General features: G+C 64.4%; 11 protein-coding genes. 10 read left to right on the top strand and 1 reads right to left on the bottom strand.

Translation table 11 applies throughout. From position 1 onward, the window contains the following. Positions 1-154: 154 nt before the first annotated feature. The 6 genes from VX037_RS23760 (at position 155) to VX037_RS18880 (ending at position 7,596) form a co-directional block, all read left to right on the top strand. The gene (locus VX037_RS23760) at positions 155-928 is read left to right on the top strand and encodes a glycosyltransferase family 4 protein (protein ID WP_442903710.1); all 774 of its coding nucleotides are present in this window, start codon (positions 155-157) and stop codon (positions 926-928) included. 15 nt (positions 929-943) lie between these two features. Continuing rightward, on the top strand, positions 944-1,996 hold the full coding sequence (locus tag VX037_RS23765; protein ID WP_442903705.1) for a polysaccharide pyruvyl transferase family protein: 1,053 nt from the start codon (positions 944-946) through the stop codon (positions 1,994-1,996). Positions 1,997-2,739: 743 nt separating this feature from the next. Then, positions 2,740-3,063, top strand: a complete 324-nt coding sequence (locus tag VX037_RS23770) for a glycosyltransferase (protein WP_442903706.1) — start codon at positions 2,740-2,742, stop codon at positions 3,061-3,063. A gap of 221 nt (positions 3,064-3,284) precedes the next feature. Further along, the gene (locus VX037_RS23775) at positions 3,285-3,737 is read left to right on the top strand and encodes a serine O-acetyltransferase (RefSeq protein ID WP_442903711.1); all 453 of its coding nucleotides are present in this window, start codon (positions 3,285-3,287) and stop codon (positions 3,735-3,737) included. Between the two features lie 627 nt (positions 3,738-4,364). After that, positions 4,365-5,105 carry an O-antigen ligase family protein gene (locus tag VX037_RS23780; RefSeq protein WP_442903712.1) on the top strand — a complete coding sequence of 247 codons (741 nt, stop codon included), beginning with the start codon at positions 4,365-4,367 and terminating at the stop codon, positions 5,103-5,105. Positions 5,106-6,237: 1,132 nt separating this feature from the next. After that, a complete protein-coding gene (locus VX037_RS18880) occupies positions 6,238-7,596 on the top strand; it encodes a polysaccharide biosynthesis tyrosine autokinase (protein WP_328715397.1) in 1,359 nt (452 codons plus the stop codon). An 822-nt stretch (positions 7,597-8,418) separates the two neighbouring features. Here VX037_RS18880 and VX037_RS18885 read toward each other — a convergent pair. Continuing rightward, positions 8,419-8,619 (bottom strand): hypothetical protein, encoded by a 201-nt coding sequence (locus tag VX037_RS18885; RefSeq protein ID WP_328715399.1) that lies wholly within the window; start codon positions 8,617-8,619, stop codon positions 8,419-8,421. A gap of 500 nt (positions 8,620-9,119) precedes the next feature. Here VX037_RS18885 and VX037_RS18890 point away from each other — a divergent pair, with 500 nt between their 5' ends. The 4 genes from VX037_RS18890 (at position 9,120) to VX037_RS18905 (ending at position 26,385) form a co-directional block, all read left to right on the top strand. Further along, positions 9,120-23,435: an amino acid adenylation domain-containing protein gene (locus VX037_RS18890; RefSeq protein WP_442903707.1), complete on the top strand. Its 14,316-nt coding sequence runs from the start codon at positions 9,120-9,122 to the stop codon at positions 23,433-23,435. Then, positions 23,432-23,965: an arsenate reductase/protein-tyrosine-phosphatase family protein gene (locus tag VX037_RS18895; protein ID WP_328715403.1), complete on the top strand. Its 534-nt coding sequence runs from the start codon at positions 23,432-23,434 to the stop codon at positions 23,963-23,965. Before VX037_RS18890 ends, VX037_RS18895 begins: the two co-directional genes overlap by 4 nt. Then, positions 23,962-25,731 carry a DUF4012 domain-containing protein gene (locus tag VX037_RS18900; RefSeq protein WP_328715405.1) on the top strand — a complete coding sequence of 590 codons (1,770 nt, stop codon included), beginning with the start codon at positions 23,962-23,964 and terminating at the stop codon, positions 25,729-25,731. The genes VX037_RS18895 and VX037_RS18900 overlap by 4 nt, the downstream gene beginning before the upstream one ends. A gap of 300 nt (positions 25,732-26,031) precedes the next feature. Further along, the gene (locus VX037_RS18905) at positions 26,032-26,385 is read left to right on the top strand and encodes a helix-turn-helix domain-containing protein (protein WP_328715408.1); all 354 of its coding nucleotides are present in this window, start codon (positions 26,032-26,034) and stop codon (positions 26,383-26,385) included. Positions 26,386-26,467 lie beyond the last annotated feature (82 nt).

Genomic DNA, 26,467 nt, shown 5'->3' on the forward strand with positions numbered 1-26,467 from the left:
AACGGAGTTCATGTTCATGCCCGTGGCACAGATGGACAATTCCAATTTGAAACGTCGGCTACCACATAGTTTGACTCTGAATGCCGGTCTCGCGTGCAAACGCCTGCCGAATTTTGACATCGTTCAGACCCATCGGGTCAACGCCGCGGTCGCGATGAAAGCTAGGTTTCCACGTGCCCGGCACATCGTGCTAATACATAGCAGCGGGACTGCAAACCTTTCGTCTGCCAGTCGGTCGTTCTATCGTCGCGTTCCGTGGCTGTACCGTGCCACCGAAACAGCGGCCGTCGGAGTATGTGATGCTGCTGTTGTGTTTAGCCAATCGGGTGCTGAGCGGCTGAGAAAGCGTAGCAGGAACGTTCGATTCTCTCCAACCTGGTTCGATTCTTCGCAGTTCTACCCCCCGCAGAAGTCTGTCATCGAAGAGTCGCATGCGACGAGAAGGCGAATTCTGTGGGCGTGCAGGGTGGAACCGGCGAAGCAGCCGATTCTCGCTATTGAGTGCTTCGCCAGACTGTCGCCCGAGTTCCACTTGACTGTTGCTGGCGATGGGACACTCCTGCCGCTCATGCGAGAACGAGCTCATGCCTTGGGGGTGAGTTCTCGTGTGTCATTCAGAGGCGCTGTAAAAAAGGCCGAAGTTGGTGATTTGATGCGAATGCACGACTTGCTCGCTATGTCATCAGAGTTTGAGGGCTTTTCCCGCTCGATTGTGGAAGCACTTGCATGTGGTTTGCCAGTTGTTACTACTGAAGGTGGAGACCCTAACGGACTTGTTGTCGACTCCGTCAACGGTAGTAGATACGGTTCTCCGTCGGAATTTGTCCAGGCGGTGAATCGAGCCCAGTTGGTGAGCTCGGATGATTGTGTCAGTTCTGTCAGCAAGTTATCTGCGCGGGAAGTTGTATCCGATGTGTACTCTGCCTAGAAATCGAGGACTGTCATGACTGTCTACGTTCCGCTTATCGGGCAGTACGACAATATCGGTGATATAGTCCTTCGCCGCCAGCTTCTGGATTGGCTTTCAAGCCTTGAAGATGTTCATGCGTATGTGGGTGATTCGCCGCTAGCTTACGATGAATCTTTGTTGCAGGGCCTGAGAGATCGCAATGTCCGTCTGTCGAAATCATTTTCAAGCTGGTACAAGGAGCTCATTTGTAACCGGGATGCGGCTTACGTGTTCAAACCAGGAGAGCTGCAGTTGTCATTGGGCGGTTTGAAAGAGCATATAGCGCTGCTGCCAGCAGCGGCAGCGATTCGTGCGCGCAGATCTAGGCAAGTGCTAAGAGTGGGCGCTGGGGTTAAGACGGACCACCAGTTGTATAGGTGGTTGATAGAACCAAGCGTGAGGCTTGCAACACCGGTGGTATGGCGTGAACCATTGGCCACACGTCTATTCGGTGGACGAACGGAGCCGGACTTGGCGTTCGGCCAGGGGACCCCAGTGTCGGATATGCGGACGGGGAACAGAGAGCGAGTTTCGATTTCGCTCCGGGGGGATCGCCCGCTGCCGCCTCAGCCCTGGTTCGACGCGGTGCAAGCGTTGGCCCGTGATGGTTATGAGCTTGTCGTAGTGACGCAGGTGGCGAGAGACCAACGACGTAGTGCCGAGATCGCGGACCGGATTGGCGGCCGAGCAGTCCTTTGGGAGGGCCGAGGCCACACTGATCAGGAGTCTAGGTTGCGTGAGGAGTTCTCGACTTCCTCCATCGCAATCAGTGACAGGCTTCACGTCCTGATCTTGGCTTTGACCGAAGGAGCTGCTCCGGTGTGCAATCTTCCAGACTCGCACGCAAAGATATCTCGCCACATGGAGGCTGCGGGTATCACATGTTCGTATGGCCCTGAACACCAAGAAGGTTGGTCGCTCAGCAACGTGATCAGTGGCAGGCCGGATCGACTCGCGGAGCTTTCCGCTGCGCGTGCACGGCTTGAAGCCGTTCGTGTAGAGGTTCAGAAGCACTTGAGCTCGCGACAGGGACAGGTTGCTGCGTGATGCAGGATCGAGACATCAACAGCGATCACGGCCTACCAAGGGATTTGGCGCCCGATCGAATGTGCATTGGCGACATCGCGAGCGGTATGGGCGACTCAGCGAGCCCCCGCCTATTGCTTGTCGCGTCTACAGGTGGTCACCTAGAGCAGCTTCATCGGTGGTACGGCGCCAGCACAGCTTCCAACGAGTCTATGTGGATCACGTTTCCTAACGCCCAAAGTCGGTCTCTACTTTCGGGCCGACCTGTGATCTATATCGATGATATTGGTCCGCGCCAAGGGGGCAGGGCACTTCTGGCCTCAACGACTTTCAATCGAGTTATCGGCCGTGAAAAGTTCGATGGCGTCGTGAGTTCTGGCGCGGCTATTGCGGTCCCGGCGTTTCTGACGGCAAGGATGCACGGACTGCAGACTAGGTATGTGGAGAGCGTGTCCCGCGTCGACGGACCCTCTCTGACTGGTCGTATAGTTTCGCGATCTCGCCTCGCGACCAGTTTATGGACGCAGCACGCTGGCTGGTCAGGTGGGCGCTGGTCCTTCAACGGAAATGTTCTCGGGAACTACCGCGCGGTGCGAGTCGCGCGGGACGAGGGCAAGCCCCCACTACGTGTCTTCGTCAGCCTAGGCACCATCAAGAATTACAGGTTTGATTCCTTGGTAGACCGACTGCTCGAGATCTCCAAGGACCGGAGCGTCGACTTCTTCTGGCAGCTGGGAAGTACTGATCGGGATGGACTTCCAGGGATGGCAAGGCCGTATTTGCCGGCGCAAGAGTTCGACCGGCTTGCGAAGACCGCTGACGTAGTTGTGTCTCACAGTGGAGTCGGCAGCGTGCTGCGGTTGCTGGACTTGGGGGTGTCACCGGTTCTTGTGCCACGACGGACAGGCCGCGGCGAGCATGTCGACGATCATCAAGAGCAAATTTCGCGCGTAGTCTCGTCGGCTGGCCTTGGGGTGTCGGCTGAAGTCGAAGACCTGGAGTTCGAGAACCTAGAAGAGTCCGCTGAGGTGCGCGTTGAGCCCGCGGGTGGCATGCACACGAGAATTAGACGCCAGGTGGGTGAATGAGCATGAAGTATCCACCAATGTGGCGCGTCTCATCATTTCGTTCAAGTCCAAGGCCGTCCGTCGGGGAGGTCCGCGGACCAGCTTCTATCAGTCAGTTGCTCGCATGGATGGCTGACGACTTGGAGGCAAATAGTGTGACGAGATGGCGGTTCTCAGCGCGATTTCGAAATACGACAGTGCTCTACCTTCGGCTGCTGAGGATCAACGAGTATTTGCTGAATATGTCAGGCTTTTGGCCGCGGGTGGCGCGGTTCTACTTTAGGTATCGACTGACTCGTCATTCGATCTTCACAGGAATCACAATTCCTCCGCGAACCTTTGGGCGTGGCTTGTGTCTGCCACACTTCGGAACAATCATAGTAAATGCAAAGACTCGCGCAGGAGATTGGTGCACAGTTCATTGTGGGGTCAATATCGGCGTGGCAGATGGTGGCGTCCCGAAGTTGGGCGACGGTGTGTATATTGGTCCGGGTGCGGTTCTTTATGGGGGGATATCTATTGGGGATCTAGTGGCTGTTGGAGCGAATTCGGTTGTAAACCGTGACGCACCATCTCGGACCACAATCGCTGGGGCGCCGGCTCGAGAGATCAGTGCGGTTAGCTCTCATTCTCTTATATCTGCGGCAGGCCAGGCGGCACTGCGGGCCCATGACGGCTCGGAAGCTTGTCCCTGATGTACCCAAGCAAGTCCGCGCGGATAGGAGGGGGTGTCTGCCATGCCTAGCCTATATTTAGTTTCTCTGTGCGCTGGCGCGCTACTTTGCTATGCCATCGTATGTATCGTCATGAGGCCTGAACACCTTGTAGTGCTTTCGATGGTTTCGTTTGTTCTGGTTCCACTCGGACAGATGGGACTGCCGACTGCAGTCGGCAGATATCTGACCGTCCCTGTGCTGTTTCTCTTAGCTGCGTGCGTCAAGTTATTGATGACGTCCAGAACTAAAAGGCGGTCGCACGCAGCTCTTCGAGAACCATCCGTAGTATTATTGGCAGCAATATTCGTAACCCTCGCCGTCTCCCTAATCGCCACGACAGATGTCAAAAAATCGCTACTCTGGACGTTGGTGATCATAATTACGATCGTCCTGCCTGCCTTCATTGGGCGATATCTGTACACCGACCCCTATTCGTGGGTCAGATCTATGTTCTTGTGGACCGGTATTATTGTAGGCGCCGTTGCTTTACTGGACTACGCTTTCAATTTTAACCCCTGGAATCTAATCCTAGCGGATCATTACCGCGAGAAGGATTGGGATGTGTTTCGCTCAAGTTCTACGGTCGGGCATCCTCTTATATTGTCGATGGTGTCCGTAGTTTGTCTAATACTCGCTCTTTTCTCAAACTACCCTCGATCTCGTTTTCCTTTGCTAAGGTTTGCTTCGATCGTGTTATCCTTTTGCGCCTTTATACTTTCCGTGTCGCGTACAGGAGTTGTCGCGCTGGCTACGGGTGCTGCTGTAGTTCTTGTGGGAGGATTGTTCAGCAGACGGCGTACAGGTTCGGGCCAGGGCAGATCCTATGGGCCGTTGTATTGGATGGGCAGTTTGCTCATAGTCTTCTTAGCTGCGGCTTCGCCGATTCTCGAGCAGCGAAATTCATCGAGCGGAGGTCAGGCCTCTGCCGAGTATCGTTCCGAGATAGTCCGCGAGGCGAGCGACATGATGGTGCAACACGCTCTCGCTGGTACGGGCCCTGGCACGGGAAGTTTCTACTTTGCATCTACTTCAGGTCTGCAACTGGAGAACTCCTGGTTGCAGCTATACCTCTCTTTAGGCTTGCTGTCCGCTTCGCTGATCGTCATTGGAGTTGTTGCTGGGTTGCTGCTTTTGATCAGGAAAGGTCATCTTGTGATCTCGGCTGCGCTAGCGTCTATCTGTGTTTCACTCGCGGGATTCAATGCGCTGGACAATTACCCTGCCTTGCTATTTCTTGCGAGCCCTTTGATCCTCGTAGGTGCCTACAGTTCGGGTGCCCCAGATTCGATAACAAGATTTGATCGTCGCATACAAGCGGTCAACCGTGAGCCGGGGATCGCGCGATGATCGTCGCTCGCCATTCACGGCCGAAACGCAGCAGACTCGCGTTTAATCGACTGTTAGCAATCTGCCTCTTGCTTGTTCTTCTAGTTGGTCTTTCTGTCGTGGTTCCAATTATGAACGGTTCAGCGTCCAAATGCATGCCGCGAAATCCAAAGCCGATTCCGTTCCATCCTGATCTATCGAAGCCTGTCGAAAAGACGTTCAGTTCGGTCGTTAATGGTCATGGGGTGGACGAGGTGGCAGCCCCTGGGGAGGCTGGTGGCAATGCGCTAAGAGTAGCTGCGATGCGGTCAGATGAAGCGATGACCCCGAACCCCCGTGTTCAGCTCTCGTCCTCGCCCGCGCAGGGAATTCCGTACTGCTCGGAGTTTTGGATGAGTGTGTCAATCTATCTTCCAGCGATGTCGGACCGGGAGGTAGCGCAGTTTCTTTCGGTCCCAGCGCCTCATATAAACTACGTCCAGCTTTATGGTAGACCCTACTTTGGGAGCGCCCCGCTGATTTTCGAGCAGTTTTCAGATGATCAATTGACTCGACGACTCGGACTGCGCGCGAACTGGCGTTGGAATGAGGGTAGTTATAGCCACCGGTTATGGTCTGTTCCTGTTATTGAGGACCAGTGGTTTCGAATTGTCTGGCATGTGAAGGTGTCCCCGAACCGTAGAGAAGGATTTGTAGAATTCTACTTTGGTCCTACCGGCAAGGGTGAGGTTGAGGCGCAGCGCCTTCAGAGAATCGGTATGAATGGATCTAGGTCTCAGCGTATCTACTATCCCACTATGGAACTTTTGCCCGACTACAGAGCGGGTGATGGAATGCGTATTGATCTTCAATCGTACCGTCCTAAGAGAATTCCTTTAGACCGTTCAATTGTATATTTCTGCGACGAGAGAATAGATTCTTTGGAACACGGTATTGGTTGGGCTGCGGCTGACCATCAGCGCGCGCAATGCGCCGCGTTTGAGTGTGATCAATGATTAAAAGTCAAGGGAAGCTGTTGTTCGCGGCGGTGTGGCTGTTGACATCTGACATGACCATTTACGGAGGGTAACTGATGAATGCCGAAACGATTCGCGGATCTACGGGATGGGATTCTCTGCGAGAGACTGCTACTGTCTGCCTCCGAGGCTGGGGCGTGGTTCTTGCCGCAGCGTGCATTGGTGCTGTTGCGGCAATGTCCTATAGCCTACTCCAGGAGCCGTTGTACAGGTCATCAGCAATTCTATATGTTACTTCCGGCTCGAGTACCTCTTCGCAAAGTGCGTATCAAGGTTCGCTCGCATCGCAACAGCGTGTGGCGTCGTATGCGAAGCTCGCTACGTCTGAATCAGTAGTGTCCGGCGCTGTTGATTTTCTAGGCGGCAGTCTTTCTCCGGACTACGTTGCAGATTCGGTCTCTGCCAGCGCTTCAGAAGACACTGTCTTGCTTACAATTCGCGCGCTGGACGGAGATCCAGATACTGCGGCCTTGCTCGCGAATTCGGTCGCGAACGCCCTTGTACAGAGTGTGCGGACCCTTGAAACACCCACAGCGGGCGGCGATCCATTGGCGAAGGTCACGGTAGTTACGCCGGCTGTTGCATCGGACGATCCTGTGAGTCCGGCCACACTGCGCAATACGGTAATTGGATTTGTCCTAGGTGGTTTGCTCGGCCTTTTGATAGTGATTGTTCGTAACGGTCTTGACACCAAGATCAGAAGCACGTCGGACGTACAGGCGTTGACGTCGACGCCCGTGCTTTCGTCGCTGCCTTACGACCCGATTCTCGGTGAGGGACCGCTCGATTTTGGAGCTGGCGCCAGCTCGGCTGCAGAAGCGTTTCGGCAACTGCGTGTGAATTTGTCTTTTGTTAGCGTCGACAACCCGTCTAGAGCGATCGCGGTCACCAGTCCAAACGCCGGTGAGGGGAAGTCGACGATCGCGGTCAATCTCGCGTCTGCAATTGCCGAATCAGGGGTCCGGGTGGTGCTGGTTGACGCCGATCTACGTCGTCCGAATGTCCATCGAGTGCTTGGGTTGGCGGGGGGAGCGGGATTCACGGACATCCTTACTGGGCGGGTTCTGTTGGACGACGTTGTGCAGCGCTCCCCGAAAAGCGGCGATCTAGACGTTGTGTCAGCTGGCAGTGCCGCTCCAAACCCTGCGGAGTTGTTGGGTTCTCGCCGTGCGGAGGAAGTGTTCAGCCGGCTGAGGAGTGAGTACGAGTGGGTTATCGTGGACGCGCCCCCTGTTTTGCCTGTTGCTGACACAGCTACTGTGTCGAACTGGCTGGACGGGGTGCTGATGGTGGTGCGTGCTGGCGCCACAGAACGTGCGGATGTTGCTGTTGCGCTTGGGCAGCTCGAGACCGCGGGTGTGCCCGTTCTAGGTGTGGTTGCGAATGCGCTCGCTACAACGGAAGTCGGGTATTACGGGGCTACCTACGGTCCATCCGATCAGTCGGCGGTGGCCAGCAGCGCAGACCTGACGGACGGCAGCACTGTTGCTAAGTAGGCCAAAGGTTCTCTCTTCACGCTCAGCGCTAACAGCGTGCGTGCGGGCTGCCCTCTTTGGGACCGGTCCTGCTGATTGCGAGCACAAGGCCGTTGACGACGAGTTCTACCTCGCGGATCAGGGGATCACTTTCGGGTTCTTGCGCTTCTTCGGGGTGGGGATGTGTTCACTTGGAGCTGTCGATTTACCGCTGAGTCGGACTCAAGCCTTGATGCCTGAGGACGCTCGATCGTGATACCCAGCGTGCGTACCTGCCGGTTTCGCCTGAGCGCCGCCCAACAAGCACTCACAGCGGATTCGTCGGTCGCGGCCGCACTGCGAACCACACAGTCCGCGCTCGTGGGAGCCCTACCGCATCAGCGGTACCGCGGTGAAGGCATTTGGGCCGATGTCACCGCCAACGAGACCAGCGGGCGCACGGTCCGCACGTCCACGCAGGTGCGCTCTGGTCCGACGCTCAACCTGATGCTCCTCGACCGCGAATTGTCCTGCGGGGACGCGACTGCGACCTTCCGCGTCCTGACCGTGAGGTTTGCTGACGATTTGACCGCCAACATTTATCCGGTGTCTGGGGAGTCGGGCTCAGGATCGCTGATAGTCGGGTTCGAGGCGAATCGGCATAGGTACAGCCAGGCTGGAGTAAAGGTTCGTAATCGGCGGTCTTGTGCGGGGCTGGAGACAATCTCACAGGCGTTAATCGAGAATGTCTCGGCGCGACACGGGACGCTGCGCACCGTTTACCCTGACCAGGTCAGAGAGCCTGGCGCGATGGAGGGCTCTGTAGGTGAGGCCGCCGAGATGGCGCCGATCCAATCGTTGACCTTAGGCAGAGCCGGCATCGAGCATGCGGTAGTCCATCCGTTCGGTTTTACGGTCGATGCGCTGGGGCGAGCGGTGCTCGACAGCTCCCGCGAAGCGGTACAGCTCGCACTCGTTGTCCATCACACTGCAAATGCTCAGCGGTCGTTGCCCATGGCGCTGGCAGACGATTCTGTCGCCGTGCACGCCCGGAAAGCCGGTCACGAACCAACTTGGCAGGGAGAAGCCGCCGGGACCGGTGGCGGCGCCAACGTGGGGGCGAGAACCTCAGACTCGGGGATCTACGGGGTGCCCCAGATTCGTCGAGCGACTTACTGTCTGGCGTTGACAGCGCGTATCCAGTTGGTGGATCTGGCAGGAGGGCCGGACAAGCATCCGCGACGATTCATCAGCAGCGGTCGCAGTGGGCGCGCAGTAGAGGTCGCGCGCGGATCTGAGCTCGAGCTCATCTCATTGCTAGCGCGGGCTGTAGCTGCCGTCCATGGCGCCTACAGCGATCATGCCGATGGTTCGTTGGGCGCCGACCGCTCAGAATTGAATATGGATACCCTGGTGCATCGATGTTCGCCCACAGGCATAGCTCGAGGGTGGCCCCGTTCTGGGCGACCTGCTAATGGCGGCCGGACCACCCGTGGCTACTTGCGAACTCACAAACTGCGACCTGAGGCACACCGCCTCGCTCGAACCAGTCGGAATGATATCCGATGACGTCTGGTCAGCACTGGCGCCGTTTTGGCATGAGTCGCGCCCAGCAGGACATTTGGTCGACTCAGCGGCTCAATCCGGACGTGCCCATCAACACGGCCCAAGTCGCAGAGATCGTCGGCCCGCTCGACACTGAGGAATTCGTTCGCCACACAAGCCGTGTGGTGGAAGACGCCAAGTTCACTCAGTTGCGCTTCGAAGACTTGAGCGATGGGCCCGTCGGCATTTACGACTCCGCGTTGCACCACTGGGCCGAGGTCGTCGATCTGCGTCATTGTGACGATCCACACGCGTCGGCCGAAGTCATGATGCGCGAAGACTACTCCCGACCGCTCGATCCACGGACGGACAGAACTGCGCGGGGTCTGCTGTTTCGGCTGGCGGACGAACACTTTCTCCTCTACAACCGCGGCCATCACCTGCTCTCGGACGGCATGGGTGGCAAAGACAAGATGGTCGAGGCGCTTGCGGCCTACTCGGCCGCGGTCCGTGGTGAACCGCCGCCACCGTCATCCCCCGTAGACCTCGACCTGCCGGCGCGAGTCGATGCGCAGTACCGTGCGTCGACACGCTCCCACACCGATCGTCGTGCCTGGCAACAGGCCATGGCCGGCGTCGGGATCGGGAAGACACTCGCTCATCGCGGCGGTCTACCCGAATCTGTGGGTGTGGCAACGTCTGCGGTGATACCTGCCGGCACGATGGATCGGCTGCGGACTGCTGCGTCTCAGTCCACGACGATCGTGCCGACGATTATTGCGGCCGCGCTGAGTGCGTACATTGCGCGCACCGCCAACGGCGATGAGGTGATCATCCGGTTTCCGGTGGCTGCCCGCACGACGAAGGAGCTGCGCACCACGCCGCTGCCGGTGGCGAATACTGTTCCGCTGCGGACACACGTCGAGCCGCAGTCCTCGGTGGCATCGGCGCTGCGCACCACGCAATCGGCGCTGATGAATGCCCTGCGCCATCAGCGCTATCGGGGCGAAGACATTTGGGCCGACGTCGCGGCCGACGAGACATCAGGGCGCACGCCTCGTACTGCCGGACAAGAGAAGTCTGGGCCGATGCTCAATCTGATGTTGTTCGACCGCGAGGTGCCGTGTGGTGATGCGACCGCGACCTTCCACATCCTGACTGTCGGTCCGGCCGAAGATCTGACCATCAATATCTATCCGATGCCGAAGACGTCGGGGTCGGACTCGCTGATGGTGGCGTTCGAAGCCAACCCGAATCGGTACAGCCAGGCTGAGGTCGAGGTTCATCATCGGCGGTTTCTGGGGATGCTTGAGACGTTTTCGCGGGCGTTGCTGGAAGAGCCGGAGCGGTTGGTGGGGGAGTTGCCGCTGGATGTGGAGGAGGAGGTCGGTTGGGGCGGTGGTCTCGATACGTCCTCGCCTAGCGGCTCGGACTACTCGACCACCAGGACGGGCTACTCGAGCGGCGGTGGGGGTGAGCGTGGTCTCGATACGTCCTCGGCTAGCGCCTCGGACTACTCGACCACCGGCGGGGCTAGCGCCTCGGACTACTCGACCACCGAGAGGGACTTCGAGAGCGTCGCGGTGCCGGTGGTTGTTCGGGATGAGCGGGGGGTGCGGCTGCCGTCGGGGTTGATGGGTTACATCTACGCCGACGGGGAGGCGACCGGGGATCTCGGGCATATCGACGTCGAGACGGGGGAACTCGTCGTCGACCATCGGGGCGACGATCTGGTGACCGTGGGCGATGCACGAGTCGATCTCGGCGACCTCGAACGCGCAGCACGCGACATCTCCGGTGTGACCGCAGCGGTGGCGGTTACCACCGACGCCGGTCTGGGTGTGGGGATCATGGTGGAACCGGGCGTGGACCGCAACCATGTGCGGGCGGCCGCGCGGCGACGGGTCAACTCGGTAGTGCCGCAGGTTATCTGGCCGAAGTTCGTCGACATCATCGACACCATCCCCAGCAACGGACGCGGGGAGGCCGACCGGGCGGCGGTCGCTGCCGCGCTGATGAACTTGCCGCGCATCCACGCCCGCTACAGCGCTCCGCAGAACGTCACCGAGCAGGCGGTGGCCGATGCGGTGTCGACGGTCGCCGACGTCGAACAGCCATCGATGGACGACGAGCTGGTGCAGCTTGGCATCACCTCGATGGGGTTCATGCACCTCGCAGCGCAACTCGGTAGCGCACTGCAGGTTCGGGTCGAGGTGCGGGACCTCGCCGACGTCACCACCCCGCGGGAACTCGCGAAAGTCATCGAGAAGGCGTCCCCGCTCACCGCGACAAGCTCGATGAGCAATCAGTCGGGTGGTGCCGTGCAGTATCGGCCGACACGGACGCAGCGGGAGATCTGGCTGCTCAACCGCAGCGACCCCACTGCAATCGTCTATCACCTGCCGATCCACTTGACCTTGGCCGACACCGTCACCGCCGTCGCTGTGCAAGCCGCCCTGCGCGATGTCGCCGCCCGACATGAGGCACTACGGACCATCTACCCCGACGCCGGGGGCGAGCCGATAGCCGTGGTGCGGTCGGCCGACGACGCGGTGACGAGCACACCGGTCACCCTTGCCACATTGGATACGGGCGGATTCGAACGCGCCGTCGCCGCACCATTCGACCTCACCGTCGACCCGCCGTGGCGAGCAGTGCTCGACACCTCCGGTGACAGCGTCGAACTCGTCCTGGTGGCACACCATATCGCCATCGACGAGTGGTCGTTGCCGATCGTGCTCGCCGACTTCGCCACCGCAGTGCACGCACGCATGGCCGGCCACGAACCCGTCTGGGCGAGCGACGCGGTCGGCTTCAGCGCCACTCTTGCGGGACGCGACGAGTCGTCGTCCGGGCTGTACTGGACTCGCACGATGCGCCGCGCACCCGAACGACTCGCCCTGCCCGCCCCAGCGATTACTGCTCCTACCGGACTGACACGCGGGTCCGCGGTGTACCTGAACCGCACCATCGGCGCTGACCTCCGCCATCACGCGGTGCGCGCAGCACAATCCGCCGGCACCACCCTCAACACACTGCTCAGCCTGGCCGCGGCCACCACCGTCGGCGACTACACCGACACCGACGACATCGTGCTCTCGATGCCCGTGGCCGGCCGCGACACGAGCGACGAACTGCAGACCGTCGGCATGTTCGTGCAGACCGTGCCGTTGCGTCTCAAAGGAACGCGTGAACTGGGGATTGGCGATGCGTTGGGCCGGGTGGCGAAAGCCGTCGGCGACGCGCAACGGCATGCCGCTTCGGCGCCGTCCGGGCTGTCTGACGTCATTCTTGCCTATCACGCCGAACAACCCGACCCGTCCGCCTCCGGGGTCATCGTCCGTGGTGAGCCGCTGCCGACGCATCAGGCGCGGACCGCGCTGGAGTTCAGCGTCGTCGACGATGACACCGAACTCGCCGTCACGCTGATCGTCGCCGAGCAGCACGTGGATGTGGTTGCCGCGGGGCACATTCTTGATCGATTCGTGGAGATCGTCGCGGGGCTGGTGGGTGCTGGCCCTGATGCGACGGTCGGTGGGTGTGCGCCAGTGCCTACGTTGCCGGAACGCGCTGAGCGGCGGGCGCCGTCGACAGATCCGCTCGAGGCGCTGTTGCGGCATGCGGAGCTTCGTCCGCACGCGCCGGCTGTGGTGGCTGGTGAGGATCGGCTGACGTATCGGCAGCTGGTGGCGCGGGCTGGTGACCTGGCTGGGCGGCTGCGGGAGATGGGGGTGCGTCCGGGAGATCGGGTGGCGTTGTTGCTGCCTGGTGGCAGCGATGCGGTGGTGGCGATCGTCGCGTCGTTGATGGCCGATGCGGTGTATGTGCCGATCGATCCGGAGTATCCGCAGGCGCGCATCGACCTGGTGCTGGAAGCGACGCAGCCGGCGGTAGTGGTGCGGCCGGGACTGGAGTTGTCGGTGGGTGCGGGTCATGGTGTGGCCGAGCCGATTCTGGGTGGGGCGTACATCATTCACACGTCGGGGTCGACGGGCGTGCCCAAGGGTGTGGTGGTGACGCGGGCGAACGTCGCGGCGATGCTAGGGGCGGCGCTCGAGGTCGTTCAGGCCGCGCCGGAGGACGTGTGGAGTTGGGTGCACTCCTACGCGTTCGATTTCTCGGTGTGGGAGATCTTGGGGGCGTTGGCGTCCGGTGGGTGTGTGGTCGCGGTGGATCGGGATGTGGTGCGCGATCCGCGGCGGCTGGCGGCGACGTTGGATGTGCATGGGGTGACGGTGTTGTCGCAGACGCCGACGGCTTTTGGGGCGCTCGTTGATCCGGCGGTGGTTGGGGCTGGGTCTGGGGTGTTGGGATCGGTTCGGGTGGTGGTGTTTGGTGGGGAGGCGTTGGAGCCGGGGTCGTTGAGGGGGTTTGTGGGGCGGGGTCTCGATACGTCCTCGCCTAGGGGCTCGGACTACTCGACCAGCGAGAAGGGTGCCTCGGGCTACTCAACCAGCGGTGGGGGTGGTGACTCCGATCATGTAGACACCGCCGGGACGCCGATTCGGCTGGTGAATATGTATGGGATCACCGAGACGACGGTGCATCTCACGGCGTGCGACGTGGACGTCGACGATGACCGCAGCATCATCGGGGCTCCGCTCGATGGGGTCGGGTGGGCGATTCTGGATTCACGGCTGCGGCCGGTGCCGTTCGGGGCGGTGGGGGAGCTGTATGTGGCGGGCGACCAAGTGTCGCTCGGATATCTGAACGCACCGGAACTGACGGCAGCGCGGTTCGTGGCCGACCCGGCCGGGGGTGGTGGGCGGATGTACCGCACCGGGGACCGGGTGCGGGAAGTGACGCCCGGACACCTCGCCTACCTGGGGCGCGCGGACGACCAGGTGCAGATCCGTGGGCACCGCATCGAACTCGGCGAGATCACCAGTGTGCTGCGCGCGGTACCGGGTGTGGGGAACGTCCGGGTCGTGGTGGCGCCGGGCAAGACCGCGGGAGATGAGCGACTCATCGCGTTCATCACCGCCGATGGCTTCGCCCATCGTGAGGACGTCGCCGCGCTGAGCGAAAGCGCGCTGCTCGCCGCGTGCTCGGCACGACTGCCGGCGTATGCGGTGCCAGCCCGAGCGCTGGTGGTCGACGGGTTCCCGATGACGAGCACCGGGAAGCTGGACCGGGCCAGACTGCTGGCGCAGCTCGATGATTCGAATCTACCGTCGCGGCCGCTGACGGCAGCGGAAGAGACCATCGCGGTGGCGATGCGCGGCGTCATCGGCGACACCGTGGACATCGCCCCGGACACCAACTTCTTCGCCGCCGGTGGCACGTCGCTGTCGGCGGCGCGGTTCGCGGCGGCGCTGGCCGCCGACGGACATCCGGTGGGTGTCGCCGACATCTTCGACCATCCCACCGTGGAAGAGCTCGCCCGACGGATGGCGAGTGCGGTGACGGTGGAGGCGTTGCCGTCGCTGGCGGAACGTCGGGCCGAGCCGGAGCGGTTGCCGCTGACGCCGGAGCAGATGGACGTGTGGTTGCGGTGGCGCACCGAACCCGACTTCACCGGCTACCTCATGCACGCGGCGCTCCCGGTACCGGCGTCGGTGGACGCGGCGCGGCAGGCGGTGGCCGCGATCGTTGCGCGGCATGATGCGTTGCGCACCAGCTTCCCGGTGATCGACGGCGATCCGCATCAGCGGCGGTGGAGCGACGGCGAGGTCGCCGGGTTTGTCGCGGCGCAGCTTGATGCCGACGTCGAGTCGGCAGGGGTGGATGAAGCGCTGGCCGGGTTGGTGACGCCGATCGATCTGGCGGAGTCGTTGCCGTGGCGGCTGCGGGTCGTCGAACACGACGGGCAGACATGGCTTCTCGTCGTCGGGCATCACATTGCGGTGGATGGGGAGTCGTTCCCGATCCTCGCCGACGAGTTGGCGGCGGAGGTGAACGATCAGGCTGTCGAGGGGTCTGATCGGGTCGACTACCGGCAGTATTCGTTGTGGCGCGCGGAGATGGTGGCGGCGCGGCGTGACGAGTTGGTGGCGCACTGGACGCAGGCGTTTGCGGAGCCGGTGACGGCGTTGCGGTTGCCGGAGGTGAATCTGCGGGCGGCGTCGGAGCGGTCGGCGCAGGTGGTGCGGGCCGAGGGTGTGCTGGGGGAGTCGGTGACGGCGGCGCTGGATGCGTTGGCCGTGTCGCGGCGGACCACGGCGTTCGTGGTGGCGCATACCGCGTTGGCGGCTGTGCTTGCGCGGCAGGCGGACACGTCGACGGTGACGATCGGGACCGCGGTGTCGGGACGGTTGGATGCGCGGCTGACCAAGGTGCCCGGGTTGTTTGCGCGGGCGGTGCCGTTGCATACGGCAGTTGATCTCGAGGTGCCGTTCGGGGAGTTGCTGGCGTCGGTGACCGAGGTGGATCTCGGGGCGTTTGCGCATGCGGATCTGCCGCTGACCGAGATCGCGGAGATCGCTGATCCGGGTCGGGCTGGAGCGGGGACGGCGTTGTTTGAGGTGTCGTTTGGGGTGGTGCCGGAGGAGGTGGCCGAGCGCTGGTCGAGTAGCGGCGACGAAGGAGGCGCGTATCGAGGCCAGGGTGCGGGGGACTGGTCTCGATCCGCTTCCTCGCCTAGCGGCTCGGAGGCTACTCGACCAGCAGCGGGTGGTGGGGGTGCTGGTTTCGATACGTCCTCGGCTAGCGCCTCGGACTACTCAACCAGCGGTTTTGGCTCGCGCCTTGCGGTATCGGGTGCTCGTGGGGATGTGCCGCTGTTTGGGATTGATGTGTCGATGTACCGGGTTGACGGGCGGGTGCATCTGAGCCTGACCTGCACCGACCGGGTGGCGTCGGCTCAGCGGTTGGAAGCGCTGTGCGGGGCCGTGGTCGACGTGCTGTCGGGAGCGGTTGCGGATGTCGATCGACCCACTGCGGCGTTGCTCGCGGGAGAGACGGCTGTGGCGTTGCCGACACCGCCGGTGGAGACGCTGGCGGAACTCCTCAGTGGTGAGCTCGCGGAGCGGCCGGATGCGGTGGCGGTGGTCGATGATGCCGTGACGATGAGCAACGCGGAACTCGATCGCCGGTCCGCGGCGGTGGCGCGGGAACTGATCGCGGCCGGTGTCGGGCCGGGTGATGTGGTGGCGCAGCTGCTTTCGCGGTCGGTGTGGGGTGTGGTCGCCACCCTGGGTACGGCGCGGGCGGGGGCGGCGTTCGTCAACATCGACCCGGCCGACCCGGCAGAACGGCGGCGCACGATTCTGGAGCGCGCGAAGCCGGCCGCAGTGCTGACGTTGGGTGACTCCGGGGTGGCGGGGATCGCGGTCGATCAGATCGACCCCGACGAGCGGCCCTTCGACCCGGCTGAACGGGTGCGGCCGCTACACGCCGACGACGCCGCCTACATCACCTTCACCTCCGGCACCACCGGCGTACCCAAGGGTGTCATCGTCACCCATCGTGGCCTGGCCGCCTGGGCCCGCGACACCGTCGACCGGCTGCGGCTGACCGCCGACGACCGGGTATTGCACACCTACGCAGTCGGATTCGACGCGCACCTGATGGGGCTGGTGCCGCCGCGCATCGTCGGCGCACCCATCGTGATCTGCCCGCCCGACGTCATTGCCGCCGACGACCTCCGCGACATCGTCGTCGACCACGACGTCACCGTGCTGCTCACCACCCCGTCGGTCCTACCGACCCTGCACCCGACCGAATTGCCGTGCGTGCGGCACGTCGCCGTCGGCGGTGAAGCGCTCGGCGCCGGCCTGGTCCGCGACTGGACCGCCACCACCACACTCAGCAACGAATACGGCCCCACCGAAACCACCGTCGCCGTCAGCAGCGCCCGCTACACCGACACCCCCGACACGGTCAGCATCGGCCGGCCACTCGCCGGCGTCACCACGCACGTCCTCGACGCCCGGCTGCGCCCGGTGCCCGACTACACCGTCGGCGAACTCTACGTCGCCGGCCACGCCCTGGCCCGCGGCTACCTCCACGAAACCGGGCGCACCGCAACATCCTTCGTCGCCGATCCATCCGGCACCGGCGACCGCATGTACCGCACCGGCGACCTCGTGCACCGCCGCGCCGACAGCACGCTGGTCATCCACGGCCGCACCGACGACCAGGTCAAGATCCGCGGTATACGCCTCGAACCGTCCGAGATCGACGCGGCGCTGTCCCGGCTGCCCGAGGTGGCTGCCGCGGTGACTGCCGTACGTGCCAGCAGCAGCGGCGAGAAGGTGCTGGTGTCGTGGGTGGTCGGCGAACCCGAACATGACCTGAACGCCGACACGGTGCGCGGCAAGCTGGCGCACGTGTTGCCGCGGGCGATCGTTCCCGCCGCCATCGTCCCGGTCGAGACGCTGCCGATCGGACGCAACGGCAAGGTCGACGTCGACGCGTTGCCGTCCCCAGAATTGGGGGCATCGGCGACCCCCGGACTGGGGTTGGCCGAAGGAACGCAACATCTGGTTGCGGCGGTGTGGGCGGAAGTCCTGGACGTACCCCTCAGCGGGTTCGGCGCCGACACCGACTTCTTCGAAACCGGCGGCACATCGCTGTCGGCGACGCGGGTCACCGCCCGCCTGTCTGCGGCCACAGGTGTGGACGTGCCGGTGCGGGTGCTGTTCGAGGCACGCACCGTTCGTGAGGTGGCCGCACTCGTCGACGACCTGCGCGGCACCGGCACCGACCCGCGGCCCGAACAGGTGCCGCTACCCGACCATCTCCCGCTCGCATACCCGCAGCGGCGCATGTGGATTCACCACCACTACGACCCCACGTCGACCGCCTACCACGTGCCCGTGGTGATCCGCATCGACGGCGACATCGACCTCACCCGACTCCGCCACGCCGTGGACGCCGTGGTGGACGTGCATGCGGTGCTGCGCACCACCTACCCGGACGGTCCGGCCGGGCCGGTGCAGCGAATCGTCGAACCTGGTGAGTCGGTGCTGGGCCACGAGACAGTGGATGCCACCGCGATCCGGCCAGCCATCGAGACGTTCCTGTCCACCCCGTTCGACCTCGAACACGAACCCGGCTTCCGGGCCGGCGTCTTCGACACCGACGACGCCCGCTACTTCGTGGCGGCGTTGCACCACATCGCGATCGACGGTTGGTCGATGCGCATCGTGCTGGCCGACCTGCTGCGCGCCTACCAGGGTGAGACGCTGACGGCGGGACTGAGCTACGCCGACTTCACCCAATGGCAGATGCGGCGACTCCGCGGCCCCGACGACCCGGCCAGCCGCTACACCCGCGAACTCGACCACTGGCTGTCGGTGCTGGACGGCGCAGGTGAGCCGGTGCAGCTGCCGGGACGCCGTGATGTCGCGGGCGCGGCCGGACGGATCTCCGGACGGATTCCTTCGACGGTCGCTGCGGGGCTACGGGCGAGGGCGGACGGGTGGTCGGCGACGGTGTTCCACCTGGCGCATGCGGCGCTGGCCGACCTGCTCGGACAGTGGACCGGACAGTGGGACACCGTAATCGGCGTCCCCGTGCACGGACGTAGCGCCGCCGACTGGGAATCGGTGGTCGGCATGTTCGTCAACACGGTTGCGTTGCGTACCCGGCTGTCGGCGGGACAACCGATCGCGGCGGTGGTCGAGCAGGCCCGCGCCGTCGCTCTGGATGCGGCCGACAACGCCGACGTGCCATACGACGTCGTCGCCCGCGCGGTACGACCACACGCGCACACCGGCTTCGACCCGCTGATCTCGGTGCTGTTGGTCAACGAGGACGTGCTGCCAACGGTGTCGGGGGATGTGCTCGGCGCAGGTGAGTGGCAGGCGACGGTACTCGACGAGGCCAACTCCACCGTGGATGCGAAGTTCGATATTGAGGTGGTGCTGGCTGAGGACGCCGATGGGCTCGCGGTGACGGTGGTGCACTCCGGGTTCGTGCCGGGGGAGGTGGCGCAGGCGTTTCTCGATGACTTCCTGACGGTGTTCGGGGCTGCGGCGGGTGACGTGTCGGGGGCGTTCCCGGTGGTGGCCGGGGGTGTGGATGCGGATGCGCCGGCTGCTGCGGTCGTCGAGGGTGCGGTGGCGTCGTCGGATGCCGCGTTGGTGCGGCAGGTTGCGGCGGTGATGGCCGAGGTGCTCGAGGTGCCAGTCGACGAGATCGGTTCCGGGGATGACTTCTTCGCTCTTGGCGGGACGTCGCTGTCGGCGACGCGGGTGACGTCGACGCTCGGGCGGGAACTCGGAGTGCGGGTGCCGACGCGGCTGCTGTTCGAGAATCCGTCGGCGGGGGAGTTGGCGGGGGTGGTGGCGTCGCTGGTCGGTGGGGCTGAGGCCCTTCGTGACGCCCACTCGTTCCTCGCAGGCTCCTCAATGAGCGGTGGCGGCGAGAGTGCCTCGGTTAGCGGGGGTGCCGTCGTGCTGGCGCCGACGCAACGGCGGATGTGGGTGAATGCGCAGCTGCTTGGTGATCTGCCGATCTACGGGGTGCCGGTGATCGTGCCGGTGCCGGACGGCGCCACCGGCGAAGCGGCCGCAGCGGCGATCGAGACCGTTGTGGCGCGTCATTCTGCGTTGCGGATGCAGTTCCACGCCACACCCGACGGGCCGCGGCAGCAGGCCGTTGAGGGGTGGCGGCCCGAGATCAGGCACATTGACTCTGCGGAACTCGCCGCGCGCGTCGGGGAGTTCGCCGCGCCGTTTGATCTCGAGGCTGCACCACCGGTGCGGGCGTGGGTGATCGAGTCCGAGTCGGTTCCGGTGGCGGTGGTGCTGGTGGCGCACCACATCGTGCTCGACGGGGAGTCGGCAGCTATCGTCGTCGCTGAACTGACCGACCTGCTGGCCGGCGTTCCGCTGAACGCCGCTGCGGTGGGATTCGACGTTGTTGCGGGGCGGTTGGCCGCCGAGGACCGCGAGACGCGTGACGAGCAGCTCGCATTCTGGGCGCAGACCCTGGAGGGCTACAGCGGGCACCTCGACCTGGTCGCCGAGCGACCCGAGGTGCGTGATCTGCGCACAGGGTCGTTGAACGTCGAACTGGGTGACGAGGTGTCGGCGGCAGTGGCCGTGGCCGCCGAACGCGGGCAGGCCAGCGAATTCCACGTGCTGCACGCCGGATTGGCGCTCGCGCTGGGTGTGCAGGGCGGCGTCGACGACGTCGCGGTGGCCACCCCGGTGTCGATGCGCCGCGACGCCGACACCGCGGGCACCGTCGGCATGCTGATCTCGACGGTCGTGCTGCGCACGCAGATGACGGCCGGGCAGACCGTCGGGGAGCTGATCGGGCAGGTGCGTGATGCCGACCTCGCCGCCATCGACCACGGGCTCGTCGCCTTCGACGACGTGGTGGCGTTGGTGGACCCGCCGCGCGACGCCGGACGGCATCCGTTGGTGCAGGTGGCGTTCTCCGTCGGGGGAGTTGGCGGTGCGCTGGGTGACGTCGGCGAGCTGCTGCAGCAACGCAGCGAATTCGATCTGCATGTGGTTGCGGTGGAGGACGGCGGCCGGTGGCGGCTGCGGGTGGAGTATGCGCGGGATCTGTTTGACGATGCGGCGATTGCGGTGGTTGCGGAGCGGGTTGGGGCTGGGGTTGCGGCAGTTGTGGGGGATGCGGCGACGCCGGTGGCTGCGGTGGAGTTGTTGAGTGAGGGGGAGTGGGGGGACTGGTCTCGATACGCTTCCTCGCCTAGCGGCTCGGAGGCTACTCGACCAGCAGTTGGGGCCAGCTCGGAGGCTACTCGACCAGCGGTTGGGAGCGGCTCGGAGGCTACTCGACCAGCGGTTGGGGGTGTGCCTTCTGGTGGTCGAGTAGACCGAGGCGCTAGCCGAGGTCGTATCGAGACCACCGCCGGCTCCGAGGGGGACTGGTCTCGATACGCTTCCTCGCCTAGCGGCTCGGAGGCTACTCGACCAGCGGTTGGGGGTGCGCCTTCTGGTGGTCGAGTAGACCGAGGCGCTAGCCGAGGTCGTATCGAGACCACTGGCACCTCCGAGGGGGGCTGGTCTCGATACGCTTCCTCGCCTAGCGGCTCGGAGGCTACTCGACCAGCGGTTGGGGCGCGCCCCGAAGCGGCTTTCCCACGCGCCTCCGGGCTGGATCGGCAGGTGGGGAAGGGGAGTCCGCCGCTGTTGGGGGAGCTGCTCACTCGGGCTGCTGCGCGGTATCCGGACAACATCGCCGTGGACGACGGGCGCAGGCGGCTCACCTACCGGGAGTTCGACGACTGGGTCTCGGTGACCGCGCGGGCGCTGCGGGAGCGTGGGCTGGGGCGCGGGGACGTGATCGCGGTCGAGATTCCTCGCTCCATCGAATCGGTGGTGGCGCTGTGGGCGGTCACCCGCATAGGCGCGACGTCCGTGCCCGTCGACGTCACGTATCCGGCGGCGCGGCTCGACCGGGTCGTCGAGGTGACCGGCGCGCGGGTCATCGGACCGGATGCGGTGCCGGCGCAGCCGACGGAACTCGTTGCACCCGAACCACTCACACCGATGCGGCCGGACGAACTCGCCTACATCATCACCACGTCGGGCACCACGGGAACACCGAACGTCGTCGGTGTGCCGCACCGCGGGGTGCATCGGGTCGCCTCGCTCGGCGACGTCGTCACCACCGACCGCGTCGGCATGGCCATCAGCCCCGGCTTCGACGCCACCTTCCACGACATGCTGCTGCCCCTCGCCGCCGGCGCCACCCTCGTCGTCGTACCCGCCGACGTCACCGGCGGCCGTGACCTCACCGACTTCCTTCGCGCGCAACGGGTCAGCGTGTTCACCGCCACCCCGTCGGTGATGCGTACGCTCACCCCTGCCGCGCTGACCGACCTGCGCGCGGTCTACATCGGCGGCGAAGCGCTCACCGCCGACCTCGCCGACACCTGGTCACACACCGCGCAGGTCATCAACATCTACGGGCCCACCGAGACCACCGTCACCATCTCCACCTCGCACCACACAACCGGGCAGCGCATCCGACTCGGCCGACCCCGCCCGGGCATCGGCGCGGTCCTGCTCGACCGGATGCTGCGACCCACCCCGCCGGGCGTCGTCGGCGAACTGTACATCGCCGGAACCGGTGTCGCCCGAGGCTATCTCGGCGACGCAGCGCTCACCGCCGCCCGCTTCGTCGCCGGCCCCGACGGGCAACGGCTCTACCGCACCGGCGACCTGATGCGCCTCGACGTGGCCGCCGACCAACTCGTCTACGTCGGCCGCGCCGACCGGCAGATCAAGATCCGCGGCCAACGTGTCGAACCCGCCGAGATCGACGCCGTGCTGACCGGCGCGGGCGCCGATCGGGCGGCCACGGTCCTGCGCGACGGGTTCGTCGGACCCGCACTGGTGTCCTACGTCGTCAGCCCCGACACGTCGTCGGATCGGCTGTGGGCGGCGTGCCGGCGCATGCTGCCGCGACACATGGTGCCCGCCCGCATCGTCATGGTCGACCAGCTGCCGCTGTCGGGGGCGGGCAAACTCGACGAACGCCGACTGCCCGAGGCGCAATGGTCGCGGTCGCGGCGCGCACCCGGCACGCCGGTCGAACAGGCAGTGATCGCCGCGTTCGACGAGGTGCTCGGCGTCGAGGCCGGCATGGACGACGACTTCTTCGCCCTTGGCGGCAACTCCCTGGCCCTGCTGTCACTGCGGGATGCGCTGGTGCGCAACGGCATCGACGTCTCGGCGGCGCAGCTGTTCACCCACCGCACACCGGCCGACATCGTCGACCTGCTCGACGCGGGCACCGGCGACGACCGGGTGGTGCGGCTGTCGCAGACCGCTGACGGCACCCCGGTGTGGTGTGTGCACACCGCGGCCGGGGTCGTCGAACAGTTCCGGCCGCTGGCCGAGGCGTTGGCGTCGCCGGTGTTCGGGTTGCAGCTGCCCGAACTCATCGACGCCAGCCGCGACATGCCGGACACCGTGCCGGCGTTGGCGGCGCGGCACGTCGCCACCCTGCGCGAGGTGCAGGAGCACGGGCCGTATCGGTTGGTCGGGTGGTCGTTGGGTGGGGTGATCGCCCACGAGATCGCTCGGCAACTCGTCGACGCCGGCGAAGAGGTGACGCAGCTGGTGCTACTCGACCCGCGCACCCCCGCCGAACTGAGTACCGTGCCTGACGACGAACTGCACGCCGCCCACCCGCTTCGGGCCGTGGCGCAACAGCACGACCCCGAGGTGGTGGCGCGCTTCGACGCGCGCTCGGCGACGATGGCGCAGGCTGCCCGTGATTATGAGCTGACCCCGGTGGCCGTCGGACGCACCTGCTACGTTGCGGCAGCCGACAATCCCGACCCCGACGCGTGGGGGCGGGTCGTCGGACCGGTCGAGGTGGTGCCCGCAGACACCACCCACGCCGGCCTCGGCGAACCCGACACCCTGCGACGCATCGCGCGACTACTCGAGGAGGAGCCATGAGCACACCCGATAAACCGGCATCGGTGCTGTTCATCTGCACCGGCAACATCTGCCGGTCGCCCATGGGTGAACGCATCCTGGCGCGTCACGCGGAAGAAGCGGGACTGTCGGTGACGTCGACGAGTGCCGGCGTCGGGGCGATGAACGACCACGAAATGCACCCGTTCGCCGTCGAGGTACTCGGCGAACACGGCTACGACGGAACCGGATTCGCCTCCCGCTACCTGCGGCCGCCGATGCTGCAGGACGCCGACCTGGTGCTGTGCCTGACCCGCGACCACCGGGCCAAAGCCCAACAGCTGCTGCCGGTGCGGTGGAAGCGCATGTTCACCCTCACCGAGTTCGCCGAACTCGCCGACGGGGAGTCGGGATCGCTCGACGACATCATCGGCTCGCGCGCCCGCATCGACACCAACTCCGCGCACCTCGACATCGCCGACCCCATGGGCAAACCCAAGGACGACTTCGAGCGGGTGTTCGGTGAGATCGCACCCAAGGTGTCCACCATCGTCGACTGGATGGCCCGATGATCCGACGCATGCTCGGCAACCGCATCGTGCAGATCTGCCTCGTGCTGGGGGTGCTGCTGGTGGCGGTGCTGCTGTGGCTGGGGTTTTCGGCGCTGAAGGTGCGCGGCGACCTCGACGATGCGCGCACCGAGGCGTCGAAAGCGCGGTCGCTGGCGCTCGACGGCGACCAGGAGGCCGCAGGGCAGGCCGCCGACGCCGCCGCCGACAAGGCGCGTAACGCATCGGACTGGTCGCACGGCATCGTGTGGTCGGCGGCAGCGTCGATCCCGTGGCTCGGTGACCCGCTCGACTCGGTGGCGCAAATGAGCGACGCGGTGCAGTCGTTGGCCACCGACGTGCTGGTGCCGTCGGCGCAGTTGGCGTCGGCGCTCAACCCGGCCGAACTGCGCGACGGCAACACCCTCGACACCGCGCCGCTCGCCGACGCCGAACCGCAACTGGCGCAGGTGGCGGCCACATCGTCGGAGATCGCCGCACAGGTGGAGACCATCGACCCGAGCTGGCTGGGTGTGGTGTCCGATGCGCACACGCAGCTGCAGGAGCAGGTCGACGAGGCGGCGGCCACGATGACCGGTACGCATGTGGCCAGCCAGCTGGTGCCGACGATGCTCGGCGGCGACGGCCCCCGCAACTACTTCTTGGCGTTCCAGACGCCGTCGGAGGCACGCGGAACCGGCGGTCTTGTCGGTGGTTTCGCGATCCTGAATGCCCGTAATGGTCGGGTGACGATCCCGACGCTGGGCGCCAACTCAACCTTCGAAGATCCGGTGCGACCGCAGATCGACCTCGGGCCCGACTACGACGCCATCTATTCGTCGTACCGCCCGTACACCGACTTCCGGAACAACAACCTCAGCGCCAACTTCCCCGACGCGGCGAAGATCTGGATCGCCAACTGGAAACGACAGTCCGGCCAGCAGCTCGACGGCGCGATGGCGCTCGACCCGATCGCGCTCAGCTATGTGCTGAAGGTGACCGGGCCGGTGACACTGCCGGATGGGGAGAAGATCACCGCCGACAACGTCGTGCCGATCACCCTGTCCACCTCGTATGAACGGTTCCGCGGCGACAGCGCCGAACGCAAGCTGTATCTGCAATCGATCGCGAAAGCCGTGGTGGATCAGGCGGTGTCGTCGGGCGGGGACACCGGTGCGCTGCTCGAGGCGCTCGGGCACGGTGTCCAGGAACGTCGGATCATGATCTACAGCACTCACCCCGACGAAGAACGCATCCTGCAGTCGACGGAACTGGGGCATCAGATCTCCGACACCACCGCGCCGTATCTGCAGGTGGCGATCGGCAATGCGGGTGGCAACAAGTTGGACTACTACTTGCGGCGCGACATCAGCTACACGGCGGGCGAATGCAGCGGGGATACGCGTGAGTCGAAGGTTGTGGTGAAGCTGACGAACACCCTCGACGATCTGACGCTGTCCGACTATGTGATCGCCCCCAACGGGACGGTGCGCAACCTGCCGAAGGGCACCAACCTGTCCAACGTGGAGATGCTGACCACTAAGGGGTCGGTGGTCAAGGAGATCACCGTGGACGGGTCGTCGCCGATGCGGGTGGAGCAACCGCTCAACGGGCGGCCGTATGTGGCTACGGCGGTGCAGATTCCGCCGGGCGAGACGGTGACGATCGAGATGACGCTGGACGAACCGACGATGGCCCGCGGTGAGGCCGTGGTGCCGATTCAGCCGTTGGTGGATGAGCCGACGGTGCACGTTGATGTTCCGGTGTGCGGGGGTTCATCGTCGGAGTGAGGTGAACCTTCCGGTTTCCGGCACGTTCACCTCACTTGGGCCGGGGGTCGCATGCCGACTGAGGTGAACGTCGCGGAAAACAGCACGTTCACCTCACTCGGGTGGGAACCATCATCTATCGCGAGGGCGTGGCGGTGCGGTTGATCGTGTGGTTCCCCGACGACGAGCACGTGGTGGTGGCCCTGTTTTCCGGGACAAGGCGCGCATGGGGGATGTGTTCTACGAGAGCGTCGGACCGCGCGCCGATGCTGCGATCGAGGCGTGGAAACAGCAGACCGAGACTGAGAGAGGTGAGGGCTGATGAGTGAGGAGAAGCAGGTCACGTTCCGTCGTGGCAATGAGCGGGTCGCGCAGCTGTTGGCGGACCCGGATACCGCGGCGCGGGTCGAGACGATCCGCGCGGAGATGGCCCAGGCGGGCCGCGCGCACGCGATGGGGTTGGCGGCGATCCGCCGCGCTGCACAGCTGACCCAGACCGAGCTTGCCCATCGGATGGGTATCAAACAGGCCGCGGTGTCGGGATTGGAGGCGCGTGAGGACCTGTTGCTGTCGACGCTGGCCAACTACCTGGCCGCCGCCGGCGCCACCGACGTCACCATCACAGCACGTCTGGGGGAGCGCACTATCGAGGTCGCGTTGCCTCCCGGACCCTGAGCCCAGTGCCGAGTGAGGTGAACGTCGCGGAAATCAGCACGTTCACCTCACTCGGATCCGGGGCGACATCGGGTGGAACCGG

The sequence above is a fragment of the Gordonia sp. Z-3 genome (genome assembly GCF_036233855.1).
Taxonomy (GTDB): Bacteria; Actinomycetota; Actinomycetes; order Mycobacteriales; family Mycobacteriaceae; genus Gordonia; species Gordonia tangerina.